This is a genomic window from Sphingomonas sp. HITSZ_GF (genome assembly GCF_029543155.1).
GTDB lineage: Bacteria > Pseudomonadota > Alphaproteobacteria > Sphingomonadales > Sphingomonadaceae > Sphingomonas.
The window spans coordinates 1,072,914-1,089,185 of the sequence record NZ_JARQXA010000001.1 but is presented as its reverse complement, the minus strand read 5'-3'; the positions used below and the strand labels follow the sequence as shown (position 1 = coordinate 1,089,185).

The 16,272-nt window shown below is 68.9% G+C and carries 15 protein-coding genes; all 15 read left to right on the top strand.

Annotation, left to right across the window (positions count from 1 at the left end; translation table 11 throughout):
- Positions 1-46 precede the first annotated feature (46 nt).
- Positions 47-1,081, top strand: coding sequence for a substrate-binding domain-containing protein (locus P6144_RS05295; protein ID WP_277766657.1), 1,035 nt, complete (start codon positions 47-49; stop codon positions 1,079-1,081).
- The gene (locus P6144_RS05290) at positions 1,068-1,862 is read left to right on the top strand and encodes an ATP-binding cassette domain-containing protein (RefSeq protein WP_277766656.1); all 795 of its coding nucleotides are present in this window, start codon (positions 1,068-1,070) and stop codon (positions 1,860-1,862) included. The genes P6144_RS05295 and P6144_RS05290 overlap by 14 nt, the downstream gene beginning before the upstream one ends.
- On the top strand, positions 1,859-2,848 hold the full coding sequence (locus P6144_RS05285) for an ABC transporter permease (protein ID WP_277766655.1): 990 nt from the start codon (positions 1,859-1,861) through the stop codon (positions 2,846-2,848). Before P6144_RS05290 ends, P6144_RS05285 begins: the two co-directional genes overlap by 4 nt.
- Complete coding sequence (locus tag P6144_RS05280) at positions 2,845-3,885, top strand: 2OG-Fe(II) oxygenase family protein (protein WP_277766654.1); 1,041 nt, start codon at positions 2,845-2,847, stop codon at positions 3,883-3,885. The genes P6144_RS05285 and P6144_RS05280 overlap by 4 nt, the downstream gene beginning before the upstream one ends.
- A 92-nt stretch (positions 3,886-3,977) precedes the next feature.
- On the top strand, positions 3,978-6,371 hold the full coding sequence (locus P6144_RS05275) for a TonB-dependent receptor (RefSeq protein WP_277766653.1): 2,394 nt from the start codon (positions 3,978-3,980) through the stop codon (positions 6,369-6,371).
- A 51-nt stretch (positions 6,372-6,422) separates the two neighbouring features.
- The gene (locus P6144_RS05270) at positions 6,423-7,436 is read left to right on the top strand and encodes a 2-oxoglutarate and iron-dependent oxygenase domain-containing protein (RefSeq protein WP_277766652.1); all 1,014 of its coding nucleotides are present in this window, start codon (positions 6,423-6,425) and stop codon (positions 7,434-7,436) included.
- 53 nt (positions 7,437-7,489) lie between these two features.
- Positions 7,490-7,657: a hypothetical protein gene (locus tag P6144_RS05265; protein WP_277766651.1), complete on the top strand. Its 168-nt coding sequence runs from the start codon at positions 7,490-7,492 to the stop codon at positions 7,655-7,657.
- On the top strand, positions 7,654-8,979 hold the full coding sequence (locus P6144_RS05260; RefSeq protein WP_277766783.1) for an AtzE family amidohydrolase: 1,326 nt from the start codon (positions 7,654-7,656) through the stop codon (positions 8,977-8,979). The genes P6144_RS05265 and P6144_RS05260 overlap by 4 nt, the downstream gene beginning before the upstream one ends.
- Before the next feature lie 48 nt (positions 8,980-9,027).
- A complete protein-coding gene (locus tag P6144_RS05255) occupies positions 9,028-10,368 on the top strand; it encodes an NCS2 family permease (RefSeq protein WP_277766650.1) in 1,341 nt (446 codons plus the stop codon).
- A gap of 2 nt (positions 10,369-10,370) precedes the next feature.
- Positions 10,371-11,933: a gamma-glutamyltransferase gene (locus P6144_RS05250; RefSeq protein ID WP_277766649.1), complete on the top strand. Its 1,563-nt coding sequence runs from the start codon at positions 10,371-10,373 to the stop codon at positions 11,931-11,933.
- Complete coding sequence (locus tag P6144_RS05245) at positions 11,927-13,156, top strand: allantoate amidohydrolase (RefSeq protein ID WP_277766648.1); 1,230 nt, start codon at positions 11,927-11,929, stop codon at positions 13,154-13,156. Before P6144_RS05250 ends, P6144_RS05245 begins: the two co-directional genes overlap by 7 nt.
- A 44-nt stretch (positions 13,157-13,200) precedes the next feature.
- On the top strand, positions 13,201-14,379 hold the full coding sequence (locus P6144_RS05240) for an alanine--glyoxylate aminotransferase family protein (RefSeq protein ID WP_277766782.1): 1,179 nt from the start codon (positions 13,201-13,203) through the stop codon (positions 14,377-14,379).
- 124 nt (positions 14,380-14,503) lie between these two features.
- Positions 14,504-15,373 (top strand): allantoinase PuuE, encoded by an 870-nt coding sequence (puuE, locus tag P6144_RS05235; RefSeq protein ID WP_277766781.1) that lies wholly within the window; start codon positions 14,504-14,506, stop codon positions 15,371-15,373.
- Positions 15,370-15,750, top strand: a complete 381-nt coding sequence (gene hpxZ, locus P6144_RS05230; RefSeq protein WP_277766647.1) for an oxalurate catabolism protein HpxZ — start codon at positions 15,370-15,372, stop codon at positions 15,748-15,750. Before puuE ends, hpxZ begins: the two co-directional genes overlap by 4 nt.
- Complete coding sequence (gene uraD / locus P6144_RS05225) at positions 15,747-16,187, top strand: 2-oxo-4-hydroxy-4-carboxy-5-ureidoimidazoline decarboxylase (RefSeq protein ID WP_277766646.1); 441 nt, start codon at positions 15,747-15,749, stop codon at positions 16,185-16,187. Before hpxZ ends, uraD begins: the two co-directional genes overlap by 4 nt.
- Positions 16,188-16,272 lie beyond the last annotated feature (85 nt).

The following is a 16,272-nucleotide window of genomic DNA, read 5'->3' as shown; positions in this document are numbered from 1 at the left end:
CGTTCGCGCCTGCAACAAATTTGACATGGGTCAAGGCGCAGAAAAGATGATCGACGGGTTGGGCAGGCGCGAGATGCTGGGTGCGGGGCTGGGGCTCGTCGCGCTTGCCGGCTGCGCCCGGAGCGGCAGCGCGCAGGGCGGCAACAGCAAGCTGGGCAAGCAGCGCTCGGTGGCATTCGCGATCGGGACGCCCGGTTCGGACTTCGTGCTCGAGCTCTCGCTCGGCTGCGCCGATGCGGCGGAGATGCTCGGCTGGCGCTTCAGCCGCGTGCTCAATGCGCAGCCGACGCCCGACGCGCACATCAATGCGATCCGCCAGGCGGTCACCGCGCGCAACGACGTGGTTGTGACGGTCGACTGGTACCAGGCGGTGATCGACGAGGCGGCGAAGGCCAAGCCGCAGGGCACCAGCTTCGCGATCGTCAACTCGCTCAACAATCCGGATACCGCCGCCAAGCTCGGCCTGCCCTTTGTCGGCCAGTCGCCGCGCGAGAGCGGGCGCATGCTCGGCGAGCGCATCGCCAAGGCGCTGGCAGCCAAGGGGGTGGCGCAGGGCGCGGTGCTGGTCGGCAATCCCTTTCCGGGATCGCTGAACGTCGAGGAGCGCATCGCCGGGGTGGGCGAGGGGCTGCGGGCGGTGCCGGGGCTCAGCCTGCTCAGCTTCGCCGACGGCTCTGCGGGGGACGCGGCCGCCTCGGTCGCGTTGTACAAGGCGAAGATCGGCGAGGCGGGCAATGTCGTCGCGCATGCGGCGGCGGCGGGCGAGATGTCGGCGGTGCCGCTGCTCAAGGCGCTCGACGAACTGGGCGGCACGGCGGCCAAGGCGCTGGTCGCGGGCACCGTGTCGAGCCTCAAGGTGCTCGACTTCGTCAAGCGCGGCCGCATGGCCTTCGCGCTCGACGAGAATCTCTACAACCAGGGCTTCATGGCAGTGCTGCTCGCCTGGGGAATGCTCGAGCGGGGCATGCCGTCGACGAGCCTGACGCCGGCCAGCAGCTGGATCGACGCGGCGAATGTCGATGCGGCGATCGCCAGCTATGCCAAGCGCAAGGAAGCGGCGGCGGCCTATGGGCTATCTTGAGCCGCAAACGCTCCGCGCGGTGGATGCCGAGGCGCCGATGAACGGCGCGGCGATCCTTTCGGCGCAGGGACTTACCTGCCGCTACGGCCATGTCACCGCGCTGGACGGGGTGGAGCTGGAGCTGCGCGCGGGACAGGTCACGGCGCTGCTCGGCGACAATGGCGCCGGCAAGTCGACGCTGATCTCGCTGCTTTCGGGCGTGAACCGGCCGAGCGAGGGCGAGATCCGCATCGACGGCACGCCGGTGCGGATCGGCTCGCCCGACCAGGCGCGCGCGGTGGGCATCGCGACGGTGTTCCAGACGCTGGCGCTGGTCGAGGATCGCTCGATCGCCGAGAACCTGTTCCTGGGCCGCGAGCCCGTGCGCTTCGGCTTCCTGCTCGATCGCGGACGCATGCACCGCGAGGCGGCGGCGGTGTTCGAGCGGCTCCAGGTCAAGCTGCCCCCGGTCGGCACTGCGGTGCGCTATCTTTCCGGCGGCCAGCGCCAGGCGATCGCGGTGGCGCGCACGATGCTCGACGGCGCCCGTGTGGTGATCCTCGACGAGCCCACCGCCGCGCTCGGCGTGCGCGAGACGGGCAAGGTGCTGGACCTGATCCGCCAGCTGCGCGCGGCGGGCGCCGCGGTGCTGCTGGTCAGCCACAATATGGAGAATGTGTTCGACGTGGCGGATCGCGCGGTGGTGCTGCGGCTGGGCCGCAAGGTCGCCGACCTCGATCTCGCCGGCGTCTCGCGCGCCGAGCTGGTGCGCCACATCGTCGGCGCGGAGCACGGCGCATGAGCCTGCACGCGCTGCTCAACCGCCAGACCGCGATCCTGCTCGTCGCGATCGCGCTCTATATCGGCTTCGCGGCGAACGCACCGCACTTCCTCGATGCGCAGACGCAGTTCGAGATATTGCGCGTCACTGCCTTCACGCTGATCATCGCGCTGCCGCTGACGGCATTGGTGATCGCAGGCGAAGTCGACCTGTCGATCGGTTCCAACTACGGGCTGACCAGCGTGGTCACGGCGCTGGCGATCGCCGACTGGGGCTGGAACCCCTGGGCGGCGGCGCTGCTCGCCGTCGCGCTCGGTGGCGGCATCGGGCTGGTCAACGGGCTGGCGGTCGTCCGGCTCAAGGTGCCCTCGTTCATCCTCACCATCGGCATGCTCAGCCTGTTGCGCGGCCTGGCTCTGGTGGTGACGATGGGGCTGTCGATCGACCTTCCGACGACCATCGTCAGCAGCTTCTTCGAGGCGGCCGGCGGGATGCTCGGCCCGATCCCGGCGCAGATCTTCTGGGCCGCGGCGGTGTTCGCGGTCACCGGCTTCGTCCTGCGCTACACGTTGGCCGGCGCGCGGCTCTACGCCACCGGCGGCAATTTGCGGGCGGCGGTGCAGATGGGCCTGCGGCCGGATCGCGTGAAGATCTGGGTGTTCGTCCTGCTCGGCCTCGCCTGCGGGCTGGCGGGCGCGCTGACCACCGGCTGGCTGCGCCTGGGCGCGCCGAACACCGGCGCGGGCGGCGAGCTTTCGATCATCGCCGCGGTGATCATCGGCGGCGCCGCGCTCAGCGGCGGCGTCGGCACCGCGACGGGAACGCTGGTCGGCGCAGTGATCGTCTCGATGCTCCAGATCGGCCTCGTCCTTATGGGCGTGCAGGGCAATTGGGTCCAGGTCTGCGTGGGCATGCTGATCGTCTGCGCGGCGGCGGTTGAACCCTATCTGCGCCCGGACGGCGCCCTTGCCGACTGGCTGCGCCGCTTCGAAAGGAAACCGGCATGATCGCGGAATTGCAGTACGACGAAGCCGAGCAGCTCGCGCTCGACACCATCCCCGTCATCGATTTCGGCCCGTTCCTGACGGGCGGGGCGGTGGAGCGCGCGGCGGTGGCGGCGGAGATCGACCGGGCGTGCCGCCAGATCGGGTTCTTCTACCTGGTCAATCACGGCGTGCCGGAAGCGCTTCGCCAGTCGGTGCTCAACGAATCGCGCGCCTTCTTCGCGCGCTCGTTCGAGGAGAAGATGCAGGTCGCGCCGATCCTCGACGGGCAATGGTGCGGCTATCTGCCGGCGCGTGGCGCCGCGGAGGGCACCAAGCCGGGCGGATCGCTGACCGAGGAAGGGCGCGCCAAGAAGACGGTGTCGGGCGGCACGCTCGAGCAGTTCAACATGATGCGCGTGCGCTATGCCGACGATCCGCGCTACGGCGATCCCGATCCGATCTACCAGGACAATCGCTGGCCGGCAGGCGCGCCGCGCTTCGTCCAGACGATGATGGTCAACCAGCGCGCGCTGCTGTCGCTCTCGCAGGAGCTGATGCGCGCCTTCGCGATCGCGCTCGGCCTCGACGAGGAGTATTTCGTCGCGCTCCACCGCAGCCCGCTCGCGACCTTCGGGCTCAACTTCTATCCCAAGCCGATCGAGGAGGCTCCCTCGGGCAATGTCGGGGTGGGCGCGCATTGCGACGCCTCGTCGTTCACGGTGCTGCTGACCGACGATGTCGGCGGGCTGGAGGTGCAGACGCGCGACGGCCGCTGGATCTCGGCGCCGGTGGTGCCGGGCGCCTATGTGATCAACATCGGCGACACGATGATGGGCTGGACCAACGGCCAGTTCGTGTCGACGCTGCACCGCGTGGTCAGCCGCAAGCCGGTCGACCGCTTCTCCGCCACCATGTTCATGAATCCCGATCGCGAAGTAACCGTCGCGCCGATCGAGGCATTCGTCGATGAAGCCAATCCGCCGCGCTACGCACCCTTTGCCAACGACGACTATATGCGCGGCTTTTTCGTCAAGTTCTACGACAGCATGTTCAAGTAACGACCGAATTCTTTGCGTGAATACAGAGAGACTGCAGCGGGAGGGGTCTGAGCGCAGGCTTGGGCAACAGCATACACGCTAGGGGACTAAAGATGATCTGTACGGGGAAATTGCTCCGCGGCGCCGCCGGCGCCGCGATCGCTACCGCTTTGTCTGCGGCTGCCGCGCCTGCCTGGGCGCAGGTCGACGCGCGATCGGATGGCGACACCAAGGTCACTACCGATGCGCAGGAAAGCGGCATCCTGGTGGTGGGCAAGCGCAACAAGTCGGCGATCCTGCCGACCAGCACCGACGCGTTCGGCCTGGGCTCTGACCCGGTCGAGGTGCCGCGCTCGGTATCGACCGTCTCGCTGCAGATGATCGACCAGTACAGCCTGACCACCATCCGCGACCTAACCGCGGTGACGCCGGGCGTGTTCACCGCCAGCTTCTACGGCGTCGACGGTTCGGTGAACATCCGCGGCGAATATGCCGACAATTTCTTCCACGGCTTCAAGCGGGTCGAGAACCAGGGCACCTACATCACCCCGATCGAAGGCGCGCTGAACCTGGAGATCGTCCGCGGCATCGCCTCGCCGGCCTATGGCACCGGCCGCGCCGGCGGCTATGTCAATTTCGAGCCGCGCGGCGGGCGTGCCCAGCGCTTCAAGGACGGCCAGGCCGCCTTCGGCCAGGTCGACCTGTCGGCGGGCACCTACAAGATGTTCCGCGCCGAGGCCGAATATGGCACCGGCTTCAAGATCGGCGGTCTCGATGCCGGGATCGACGGCTATTACGAGCACCTCCAGGGCTCGCAATATTTCCATGGGATCGAGCCCAAGCACGACCTCGCGCAGATCGGCTTCGCGATGGACCTGCCGGCCGGCTGGTCGCTCAACGCCGGCGTCCAGTACTACAAGTCGGAGGGCATGCAGGGCACCACGGGCGTCAACCGCCTGACCCAGGCGCTGGTCGACAACGGGACCTACACCGCGGGCAGCCCGGTGGCGCAGCTGGTGTCGCCGGGGGCGTCCTACATCACCCCGGCGAACATCGTCGCGGCGGGCGGCGTGACCAAATTCTACGGCGCAGTAAGCGACTATTCGCGGCTCAATCCCGCGACGATCCACCAGGTGCAGCTCGACCGCCGCACGATCCTGACCTCGCCCTATGATTTCGGGAAAGCCGAGACGACCACCGGCTATGTGGACCTCGTGCATCCGGTCGGCCCCGGCGAGCTGCGCTTCCAGTTCTTCCTCGATGACCTGAACGCCGATTCCTACAATGGCTATGGCTTCGCCAAGCATCTGCGCGACCGCGCGGAGGAAGCGCGCGTCTCGCTGACCGGCAAGATCTTCCCGGGCGGCTGGTTCAACGCGGACTATGTCGGCGGCGCCGCCTATCGCACCTATCGCGCCGACGAAGGCTATGTGTTCGCGCGCGGCTATATGGTGCTCGATCGCCAGGACCTCTCGGTCGGCTCGACGCCCGACGACGTGTTCAACCCGATCTATGTGAGCGGGGCGCCCTGGGACCAGATCTATCACAGCCGCGTCAGCCAGGCGGGCGTGTTCTTCAACACCCAGGCCTCGTTCGGCGACCTGCTGCTGGTCACCGGCGGCGTGCGCTGGGACGACTACAAGGTCCAGTCGAAGAATACCGGCCTGCTCGACTTCTCGGCGGCGCTCAACACGCTCTATCGCAAGAACAAGGACGCGACGAGCTGGTCGATCAGCGCCAGCATCAAGCTGCCCTGGGGCATCGTGCCCTATTTCACCAAGGGCAAATCCTATGCGCTCGAGACGTCGCAGGGCGGCGCGGTGGCGCCGGGCAATGTCGCGGCGAACACCTTCCTGTCGCCGACCAAGCTTACCGAGGGCGGCGTGAAGGCCAGCCTGTTCGGGGGCAAGCTGTTCGGCGCGGTATCGATCTATGAGCAGCAGCGCCGACAGTCCGAGCTGCTGACCGGCAACTTCACCGGCGCCACCACCAATGGCGTCGAGGCGGAGCTGCGCTGGGCGGTCGATCGCCATTTCGGCCTGTCGGGCGTGCTGACCCGGCAGAAGACCAAGGTGGCGGGCTGCTCGTTCCTGGTGATCCTGCCGTCGCAGTTCGGGCTCGACGACAATAATGGCTGGGGCAACATCTACGAGGCATCGACCTGCAGCTTCCCCGGCTATGCGAGCGGCTATGTCGACAAGACCCAGCCGCGCTGGGTGGCCGGCCTGTTCGCCAATTACGAGACCGGCAGCGGCTTCGGCGCGACGATCGGCGGCAACTATATCGACAAGACCAGCGGCCAGCTTCCGGGCGCCGTCGTCTATCCCGACTATTTCCTGCTGCGCGGATCGCTCCACTACGATCTGGGCCGCTACCGCGTCTCGCTGAACGTCAACAACATCCTCGACGAGCGCTACTACATTCCGCAGCGCTCGACCGAGACCGAAGGCTCGGCGATGCCCGGCGAGGGCCGCACCGCCATCGTCAAGTTCACCGCCCGCTTCTGACCGATCGAACCGGGGCGGCGGTGCCGCCCCGGACCCCAAAGGAGATAGTGCATGGCCGAGGCGGAGTCCGCGGTGGCTACCGATATTCCGGTGATCGACGTTGCGCCGCTGCTGGGCGGTTCCGAAGCGGGGATCGCGTCCGTCGCCGCGGCGATCGGCCAGGCCTGCCGGTCGGTCGGGTTCTTCTATATTGCCGGGCACGGCGTTCCGGCCGCGCTGCTCGAGCGCGTCTATGCGCAGTCGCGCCATTTCTTCGACCAGCCCCAGCCCGCCAAATCGGCGCTGAGCATCGCTCACTCGATGAACAACCGGGGCTATGCCGGGATCGATGCCGAGAGCCTCGATCCGAGCGCGCCCGCCGATTTCAAGGAAGCCTATAATCTGGGCCGCGACCCGGAGCCGGGCGAGCCGATCGATCCCGACCTGCCGTCGCAGGGGCGCAACCAATGGCCCGAGGCGCTGCCGGACTTCCGCGGGGTCATGCTCGAATATTACGCCGCGATGCGCCGCCTCGGCGAGCAGCTGCATGCCGCCTTCGCGCTCGATCTCGATCTGCCGGCCGACTATTTCGCCGGCTCGATCGATCGCCCGCTCGCGACGCTGCGGCTGCTGCGCTATCCGCCCGCTTCGCCCGCCGACGAACGTCCGGGCGCAGGCGCGCATACCGACTATGGCAACCTGACCATCCTGTCGCAGGACGGCACCGGCGGGCTCGAGGTGCAGACGCGCGACGGGCGCTGGCTGGCCGCCACGCCGATCGCCGGGACCTTCGTCTGCAACATCGGCGACTGCCTGATGCGCTGGAGCAACGACATCTACAAATCGACGCCGCACCGGGTGAGCAACCACAGCCCGCGCCAGCGCCATTCGGTTGCCTTCTTCTTCGATCCCAACGCCGATGCCCTGATCGACTGCCTGCCGACCTGCCGCAGCGCCGAGCGGCCGCCGCTTTATACGCCGATCCTGGCCGGCGAGTATCTTCGCCAGCGGCTCGACGCGACCTATGGGTTCCGCGGCGGCGGGATCGGTGCCGGGCTCGACGCCGAGGAAAAAGCGGCGCAGTGATGTGACGATGACCTGCGCAACGCGCGCGCTGCGGGACGTTTTGGATGAACCCGATGCCTGAACCCTCGCCGCCGGATCTCGAGGCCGCCGTGCAGCGCATGGCGCGCCTGGTCGATCTCGATATCCCTGTGGCCTGCCTGCCCGGCGTGATCCAGAGCCTGGAGGCGTTCGAGATGCATCTCGGCGTGTTGCGCGCCGCGGAAGGGGAGCGGGAAGGCTGAGCGCGCATCTCGGCGCCGCGGCGACGGCGCATCTTGTCCGGTCCGGAAAGCGAAGCGCCCGGTCGTTCGCCGAGGAGGCGATCGCGGCGGCGAAGGGCGCCGGTCGCGAATTGCTTGCGGTGACGCAGGTGCTGGAGGCGCGCGCGCTGGCCCAGGCCGACCGCGTCGACGCGCTGGTGGCGGCGGGGGGCGATCCCGGGCCGCTCGCCGGCGTGCCGTTCGGCGTGAAGGACCTGTTCGACGTCGCGGGGCTGCCGACCACGGCGGGGGCAGGCATGCTGCGCGACGCGCCGCCGGCAACCGCCGATGCCGAGGCGATCGCGCGCTTCGAGGCGGCCGGAGCGGTGCTGGTCGCGACGCTGAACATGGACGAATTCGCCTATGGCTTCGCGACGATCAACGCGGCCTTCGGCACCACGCGCAACCCGCACGATCGCGCGCGTATTGCCGGCGGCTCCTCGGGCGGATCGGCCGCGGCGGTGGCGGCGGGGCTGGTGCCGCTGAGCCTGGGATCGGATACCAACGGATCGATCCGCGTACCGGCGGCGCTGTGCGGCATCTGGGGCATGAAACCGACGCATGGCGGGTTGCCGATGCAGGGCGTCTATCCGTTCGTCGACAGCTTCGACGATATCGGCCCCTTCGCGACCAGCGTGGCCGATCTGGAGCTGGCGTGGCGGGCGCTGGGCGGGCAGGCCGGACCGGCGCGGGAAGCACCGCGCGTCGCGCGGCTCGGCGGATGGTTCGCGCGCAACATCTGCGCCGAGCTGGCGGCGGGGATCGACGGGATCGCCGCGGCGCTGGGCGGGATCGACACGGTCGAGCTGCCCGATGTCGCCGCTGCGCGCTCGGCTGCGTTCCTGATGACGGCGGCGGAGGGCGGCGCCCGTCACCTGCCGGAGCTGCGCCGGCGGGCGATGGCGTTCGATCCGCAGGTGCGCGACCGGCTGATCGCGGGCGCGATGCTGCCGGCCTCGGCCTATTTCGCCGCGCAGGACTTTCGCGCGCGCTTCCGCCACGCCGCCGAAGCGCTGTTCGAACGCTATGACGTGCTGATCGCGCCCGCCGCCGGCGAGGTGGCGCCGCGGATCGACGATCCGATGATCACCGTCGACGGCCAGCGCGTCCCGGCCCGGGCGCATCTAGGCATCTTCACCCAGCCGCTGAGCTTCATTGGGCTGCCGGTGATCGCGGCGCCGCTGCGGCGGGCGGAGGGGCTGCCGCTCGGGGTGCAGCTGGTCGCCAGACCGGGGGGCGAGGCGACGTTGTTCGCGCTGGCCGCGACGTTGGAGGCACGCGGAGTCTTCGGCTTGCACGGGTGACGGTTTTATTACAGCTTGGACGTTTGGCCGGGGCGAAAGGGGAAGAGATTGGCTGAGAAGGAAACCCTGGGCGCGCTCGAGCGGCATTTCGCGCTGCAGGCCCGCGGGAGCACCCTGCGCACCGAAGTGCTGGCCGGGCTGACCACCTTCCTCACCATGGCCTATATCGTGCTGGTCAATCCCGCGATCCTGGGATCGACGGGCATGCCGATCGCCGCGGTGGCGGCCGCGACCTGCCTGGCGGCGGGCTTTGCCAGCATCCTGATGGGCGCGAGCGCGAACGTGCCGCTGGCGCTGGCGCCGGGCATGGGGCTCAACGCCTATTTCGCCTTCACCGTGGTCGGCGCGATGGGGGTGCCCTGGCAAGTGGCGCTGGGCTGCGTGTTCATCTCGGGCGTCGCCTTCCTGCTGCTGACCTTCGCAGGCATCCGGCAGCTGATCATCGCGGCGATCCCGCCGAGCCTGTTCGCCGCGGTCGCAGGCGGGATCGGGCTGTTCATCGGCTTCATCGGGCTGAAGAATGCCGGGATCGTCGTCAGCAATCCGGCGACGTCGGTGGCGCTGGGCGACCTGAAGACATCCGGCGCGGCGCTGGCGCTGTTCGGCCTGGTGCTCACCGCGGCGCTGACTGCCTGGGGCGTGCGCGCGGCGATCCTGATCGGCATCGTGGCGACGACGCTGGCGGGCTGGCTGGTCGGCGCGGTGCACTTCACGCCGCAGCCCTATGACCTCACCGTGATTTCGCAGACGGCGTTCCACCTCGACCTCGCTGGCGTCTTCGGCCTGTCGGGCAGCCATGGGCTGGGGCTGTTCGAGATCCTGTTCGTCTTCCTCTTCGTCGACCTGTTCGACAATATCGGCACGTTGATGGGCGTCACCCGCCGCGCCGGGCTGATCGACGCGCAGGGCAGGGTGCCCGGCCTCAACCGCATCCTGCTGACCGACTCGATCGCGACGATCTTCGGCAGCCTGGCGGGGACCAGCACCGTCACTTCCTATGTCGAGAGCGCAGCGGGCGTGCAGGCGGGCGGCCGCACCGGCATCACCGCGATCGTCACCGGCGTGCTGTTCCTGCTCGCCATGTTCGTTGCGCCCTATGCCCAGCTCGTGCCGCTCGCTGCCACTGCGCCCGCGCTGATCCTGGTCGGCGCGCTGATGATGGCACCCTTGCTCGACATCGACTGGCACGATCCCGAGATCGCGATCCCGGCCTTCCTGACGGTGGCGATGATCCCGCTGACCTTCTCGATCGCCAACGGCCTGGCGTTCGGGCTCACCGCCTATGCTGTGCTCAAGCTGATCCGCGGCAAGATCACCCGGACGGACTGGCTGCTGCTTGTGCTGGCGCTGCTGTTCGTCGTGCGCTTCGCCTGGCTGGCGGCGGGCTGATCATGCTGCATTCGGTTCGTTCGCTTCGCGGCATGGTGACCGCGCCGCACCATCTGGCATCGCAGGCCGGCCTCAAGGTGCTGCAGGACGGCGGCACCGCGATCGAGGCGGCGGTGGCGGTCGCAGCGGCGCTGGCGGTGGTCTATCCGCACATGACCGGTATCGGCGGCGACGGCTTCTGGCTGATCGCCGAGCCCGACGGCAGCACGCGCGCCATCCATGGCTGCGGCGGCGCCGCGGCGGCGGCCGACCTGTCGCTCTATGCCGGCATGGACGCCGTGCCGACGCGCGGGCCGCTGGCGGCGAACACGGTGGCGGGTACGATCTCGGCCTGGGCCGAGGCGCTGAAGGGCAGCACGCTGCCGCTCGGGCGGCTGCTGCGTCCGGCGATCCACCATGCCGAGGGCGGCGTGGCGGTGACGCGCGGCGGGGCAGAGATCGTCGCGAGCAAGGGCGCCGAGCTGCGCGACCTGCCCGGCGACTGGGCGAAGACCTATGACGGGATGGGTGAGGGAGACATCCTCCGGCAGCCGGCGCTTGGCGCGACCCTGCGCCATCTCGCCGAAGAGGGGCTCGACAGCTTCTATGGCGGCGCGCTGGCCGACGATATCGCGCGCGACCTTGCGGCGCTGGGCAGCCCGGTCACCGGTGCCGACCTTGCCGCGCACCGCGCCGAGACGCCGCAGCCGCTGCATGTCGCGCTGGACGGGATCACCTTGTACAACAGCGCGCCGCCCACCCAGGGTGCTGCCTCGCTGCTGATCCTTGCGCTCGCCGAGCGGCTCGGCCGGTTCGCGCCGGAGAGCTTCGGCCATGTCCATGCGCTGATCGAGGCGACCAAGCAGGCGTTCCTCTACCGCGATGCCGAGGTGGGCGACCCGGCCTATATGGCGCGCAGCCCCCAGGCGCTGCTCGATGACGCGGCGGCGCTCGATGCGATGGCGGCGCGGGTCGACAGGGCGAAGGCGCTGCCCTGGCCGCAGCCGTCGCAGATGGGAGACACCTGCTGGTTCGCGACCGCCGACGGTGACGGGCGGATGGTGAGCTGCATCCAGTCGACCTATTTCGAGTTCGGATCGGGGCTGGTGCTGCCGCGCACCGGCATCACCTGGCAGAACCGGGGGAGCAGCTTCCGGCTGGCCGAGCGTGGCTGGAACGCGCTCAAGCCCGGCCGCAAGCCATTCCATACGCTCAACCCCGCGCTGGCGCGCTTCGCCGACGGGCGGGTGATTGCCTATGGCACGATGGGCGGTGAGGGGCAGCCGCAGACGCAGGCGGCGATCTTCAGCCGCTACGCCTGGGGCGGAGTGCCGCTGCAGGAAGCGGTGACGCGGCCGCGCTGGCTGCTCGGCAAGACCTGGGGGGCGGAGAGCGTTACGCTCAAGCTCGAGGATCGCTTCGAGCCGGCGCTTTATGACCAATTGCGCGCGGCCGGGCATGACGTCGAGTTGCTCGCTCCGTTTACCTCGACCATGGGCCATGCCGGGGCGATCGTGCGGCATCCCGGCGGCATGCTCGAAGGCGCGACCGATCCGCGCAGCGACGGGCAGGTGACGGCATGGTGACGGGTGGCCATCGCGCCGTCGCGCGCTGCAACGAACTGGGCGTGGCGCCGTACAGCGACGCGCCAGACATGCTGTTCCGCGCTTATCTCACTCCCGCCTATGCTGCCGCCCAGCGCGCGATCGCCGGCTGGATGCAGGAAGCCGGGATGACCACGCGCACCGATGCGGCGTGCAACCTGATCGGCCGCTACGAGGGCTGGCGCGACGGGCCGCCGCTGATCATCGGCAGCCATATCGACAGCGTGAAGGACGCCGGTCGATATGACGGCCCGCTCGGCGTGATGCTGGGGATCGAGGCCGTGGCGGCGCTGCACGCGGCGGGCAAGCGCGCGCCCTTTCCGATCGAAATCTATGCGTTCGGCGACGAGGAAGGCTCGCGCTTTCCGGCGGCGATGCTGACCAGCCGGGCGGTGGCGGGCACGCTCGATCCCAGGGCGCTCGAGGTAAGCGATGCGAAGGGCGTGTCGCTGGACGAGGCGCTGGCGCCGTTCGAGCTTTCCGACCTGCGCTTCGCCGAGGCGAAACATGGCGGTGCGTTGGCCTATCTCGAGGCGCATATCGAGCAGGGGCCGGTGCTGGAGGCCGAGGGGCTGCCCATCGGCGTGGTCACCGGGATCGCCGCGCAGCTTCGCTATGTGGTGACGGTGGAAGGGACTGCCGGTCATGCGGGAACCACCACGATGCCGTTGCGCCGCGACGCGCTGGCGGGGGCGGCGGAGATGCTGCTGGCTATCGAGCGGATCGCGCGCAGCGATTCATCCGACCTGGTTGCGACGGTGGGGAGGATACAGGTTGCGCCGGACGCACCCAACGTGATTCCCGGTCGGGCCGCGTTCACCATCGACGTGAGATCGGGCCGCCAGTCGAAGCGCGATGGCGCGGCGCGCGTGATCCTGAACACGATCGCCGACATCGCGACGCGACGCGGGCTCGATCTTGACGCACAGCAGACCAACGACCTTGCCGCGTCGCCCTGCGATCCTGCCCTGACCGACCTGCTCGAAGCATCGGTTGCCGCGCAGGGCGTCGCGCCCTTCCGCCTGGTCAGCGGCGCGGGGCATGACGCGATGATCATGGCTGCGCTCTGCCCGACTGCGATGCTCTTCCTGCGCTGCAAGGACGGCATCAGCCACAACCCCGCCGAGCAGGTGGAGCCGGAAGACGCGGACACCGCGCTGCGGGCCATGCTCGGCTTCATCGAACGACTTGGAGAGAGCCTGTGACCCCCGATTTCTTCGGCGAGATCGACCCCCCGCAGCGCCTGCTGATGGGCCCCGGCCCGGTCAATGCGCATCCGCGCGTGCTGCGTGCCATGTCGGCCGATCTGCTCGGCCAGTTCGATCCGGAGATGACCGGCTATATGGAGCAGGTCATGGCGCTCTACCGCCCGATCTTCGGGACGGAGAACCGCTGGACCTTCCTGATCGACGGCACCGCGCGTGCGGGGATCGAGGCGGCGCTGGTCAGCCTGGTCGCGCCCGGCGACACGATGCTGGTGATCGACTTCGGCCGCTTCGGGCTGCTGCTGCGCGAGATCGGCGAGCGGATCGGTGCCAAGGTGGAGATGCTGTCGGTCCCTTGGGGCGAGACCGTGCCGATGGACCAGATCGCCGATGCGATCGCGCGGACCGGACCGAAGGTCGTCGCCTGTGTGCACGGCGATACTTCGACGACGATGGCGCAGCCGCTCGAGGGGTTGGGCGACCTGTGCCGCGCGGCGGGCGCGCTGTCCTATGTCGATGCCACCGCGACGATCGGCGGCATGGAGATCGCCGCCGATCGCTGGGGCGTCGATGTCGTCACCGGTGGATTGCAGAAATGCCTGGGCGGGCCTTCGGGCTCGTCGCCGATCACGGTCTCCGATGCAGCCGCGCAGCACATCTTCGCGCGCCGGCATGTCGAGGCCGGGATCGCCCGCGACGATCTGGTCAATGCCAATGGCGTGCGGATCGGCTCCAACTATTTCGATCTCGCGATGGTGATGGACTATTGGTCCGAGAAGCGGCTTAATCACCACACCGAAGCGACGACGATGCTTTATGGCGCGCGCGAATGCGCCCGGGTCGTGCTCGGCGAGGGCCTGGAGGCGCGCTACGCACGCCATGCGGCAGCCGGCCGCGCGGTGGTTGCGGGCGCCCGCGCCCTGGGGCTGACCGTGTTCGGCGACGACCGCACCCGCATGACCAACGTGACAGCGATCGCGATTCCCGCGGGCGTGGACGGCGAAGCGGTGCGTCGGCGGATGCGCGAGGATTTCGAGATCGAGATCGGCACCGCCTTCGGCCCGCTCGCCGGCAAGGTCTGGCGGATCGGCGCGATGGGATACAATGCCCGCAAGCACAAGGTGCTGATCACGCTCGGCGCGCTCGAGGCGGTGCTGCGGGCGGAGGGCTATGCCTGCCCGGCGGGCGCCGGCGTCGATGCCGCGCTGGAGGCTTGGGGATGAGCGAGGCTTTATTTCTTAAGCCCCTCCCCTTCAGGGGAGGGGTTTGGGGTGGGGCCTGTCAGTCTCACCGAGGCCACAATAGGCGGCACTGCCCCACCCCAACCCCTCCCCTGAAGGGGAGGGGCTGATGAGAGACCTGATCGGCTATGGCGCCACTCCGCCCGCCGCCCAATGGCCGGGCAGCGCGCGGGTCGCGGTGCAGTTCGTGATCAATTACGAGGAGGGCGCCGAGAACAGCGTCCTCAACGGCGACAAGGCCAGCGAGGCGTTCCTGTCCGACATGGTCGGCGCTGCCAGCCATCCGGCGCGCGCGATGGCGATGGAGAGCCTCTACGAATATGGCAGCCGTGCGGGCTTTTGGCGGTTGCACCGGCTGTTCACCGAGCGCGGCGTTCCCGTCACCGTGTTCGGCGTCGCTGCGGCGATGGAGATGCATCCCGAAGCGGTCGCGGCGATGCTCGCCGCGGACTGGGAGATCGCCAGCCACGGCTATCGCTGGATCGACTATCAATATGTGGCGGAAGAGGTGGAGCGCGCGCACATCGCGAAGGCCATCGAGATCCACACCCGCCTGACCGGCAGCCGGCCGCTCGGCTGGTACCTGGGCCGTACCTCGCCCAACACCGCGCGGCTGGTCCGCGAGGAGGGCGGATTCGTCTATGATGCGGACAGCTATGCCGACGATCTGCCCTATTACGACCAGGGCCAGCTAATCGTGCCCTACAGCCTCGACGCCAACGACATGAAGTTCGTCGCGGTCAACGGCTTCACCGAGCCCGACCAGTTCTTCCGCTATCTGCAGGGTACCTTCGACCAGCTGCGCGAGGAAGGCGGGCGTATGATGTCGATCGGCCTGCACGGCCGGATCGCCGGGCGGCCGGCGCGGGCGCGAGCGGTGGCACGCTTCCTCGATCATGTGCTGGCGAGCGGCGATGCCTGGATCGCGCGGCGGATCGACATCGCGCGCCACTGGCAGGAAGTGCACCCGCTATGACGATCGACGATCCGGTGGCGCTGGCCGAAGTCAGGGCGGCCTTCGAGGAATATGAGCGCGCGCTGATGGCCGACGACGTCGCGGCGATGGACCGGTTGTTCCACGATGCGCCGACGACCAATCGCTACGGCGTGGGCGAAGTGCTCTACGGGATCGAGGCGATCCGCGAATTTCGAAAAGGGCGGGGCGGCTCGCCACAGCGCAGGCTCGGGCGCGTGGCGATCACCGTCTATGGCGACAATTTCGCCACCGCCGACGCCGAATTCTTCCGCGAGGGATCGGACCGCCGCGGCCGGCAGACCCAGTCCTGGGTCCGCTTCGCCGATGGCTGGAAGGTGGTTTCCGCGCATGTCAGCCTGGAGGGCAATACGCATTGACGGCCTTGTTCGAACATTCCCCCTGGGTCGAGGCGCGCGCCGATGCGGCGCCGTCCTCGGGCGATCGTCATGCCGATCTGATGGCGGTGGTGCATGCCGCGACGCAGGGCGAGCAGCTTGCGCTGATCCGCGCGCATCCCGAGCTGGCGGGCAAGGCAGCGGTGGACGGCACGCTTACCGAAGCGAGCGCGGCGGAACAGGCCAGCGCCGGCCTCGATCGCCTGACCCAGGCGGAGTTCGATCGCTTCCACGCGCTCAACGCCGCCTATCGCGCCCGGTTCGACTTCCCCTTCATCATCTGCGTGCGGCTGACCGACAAGGCCGGCATCCTCGCCGCGATGGAGCGGCGGCTGGAGAATGGCCGTGAGGCCGAGATCGCCACTGCGATCGCGCAGATCGGCGAGATCGTCCGGTTGCGGCTGGAGCAGGCGGCATGAAGGCCCAAACCGTCATCCCGACGAAGGTCGGGATCTCGTGCGGCTCCTGCTGGGCGCCTTCGCCTGAGATCCCGGCTTTCGCCGG

What these genes read in the sequence shown, in the direction of transcription:
- P6144_RS05295 (WP_277766657.1), top strand. Translation starts at nt 47, where the DNA reads ATGATCGACGGGTTGGGCAGGCGCGAGATGCTGGGTGCGGGGCTGGGG.
- P6144_RS05290 (WP_277766656.1), top strand. Translation starts at nt 1,068, where the DNA reads ATGGGCTATCTTGAGCCGCAAACGCTCCGCGCGGTGGATGCCGAGGCG.
- P6144_RS05285 (WP_277766655.1), top strand. Translation starts at nt 1,859, where the DNA reads ATGAGCCTGCACGCGCTGCTCAACCGCCAGACCGCGATCCTGCTCGTC.
- P6144_RS05280 (WP_277766654.1), top strand. Translation starts at nt 2,845, where the DNA reads ATGATCGCGGAATTGCAGTACGACGAAGCCGAGCAGCTCGCGCTCGAC.
- P6144_RS05275 (WP_277766653.1), top strand. Translation starts at nt 3,978, where the DNA reads ATGATCTGTACGGGGAAATTGCTCCGCGGCGCCGCCGGCGCCGCGATC.
- P6144_RS05270 (WP_277766652.1), top strand. Translation starts at nt 6,423, where the DNA reads ATGGCCGAGGCGGAGTCCGCGGTGGCTACCGATATTCCGGTGATCGAC.
- P6144_RS05265 (WP_277766651.1), top strand. Translation starts at nt 7,490, where the DNA reads ATGCCTGAACCCTCGCCGCCGGATCTCGAGGCCGCCGTGCAGCGCATG.
- P6144_RS05250 (WP_277766649.1), top strand. Translation starts at nt 10,371, where the DNA reads ATGCTGCATTCGGTTCGTTCGCTTCGCGGCATGGTGACCGCGCCGCAC.
- P6144_RS05245 (WP_277766648.1), top strand. Translation starts at nt 11,927, where the DNA reads ATGGTGACGGGTGGCCATCGCGCCGTCGCGCGCTGCAACGAACTGGGC.
- P6144_RS05240 (WP_277766782.1), top strand. Translation starts at nt 13,201, where the DNA reads ATGGGCCCCGGCCCGGTCAATGCGCATCCGCGCGTGCTGCGTGCCATG.
- hpxZ (WP_277766647.1), top strand. Translation starts at nt 15,370, where the DNA reads ATGACGATCGACGATCCGGTGGCGCTGGCCGAAGTCAGGGCGGCCTTC.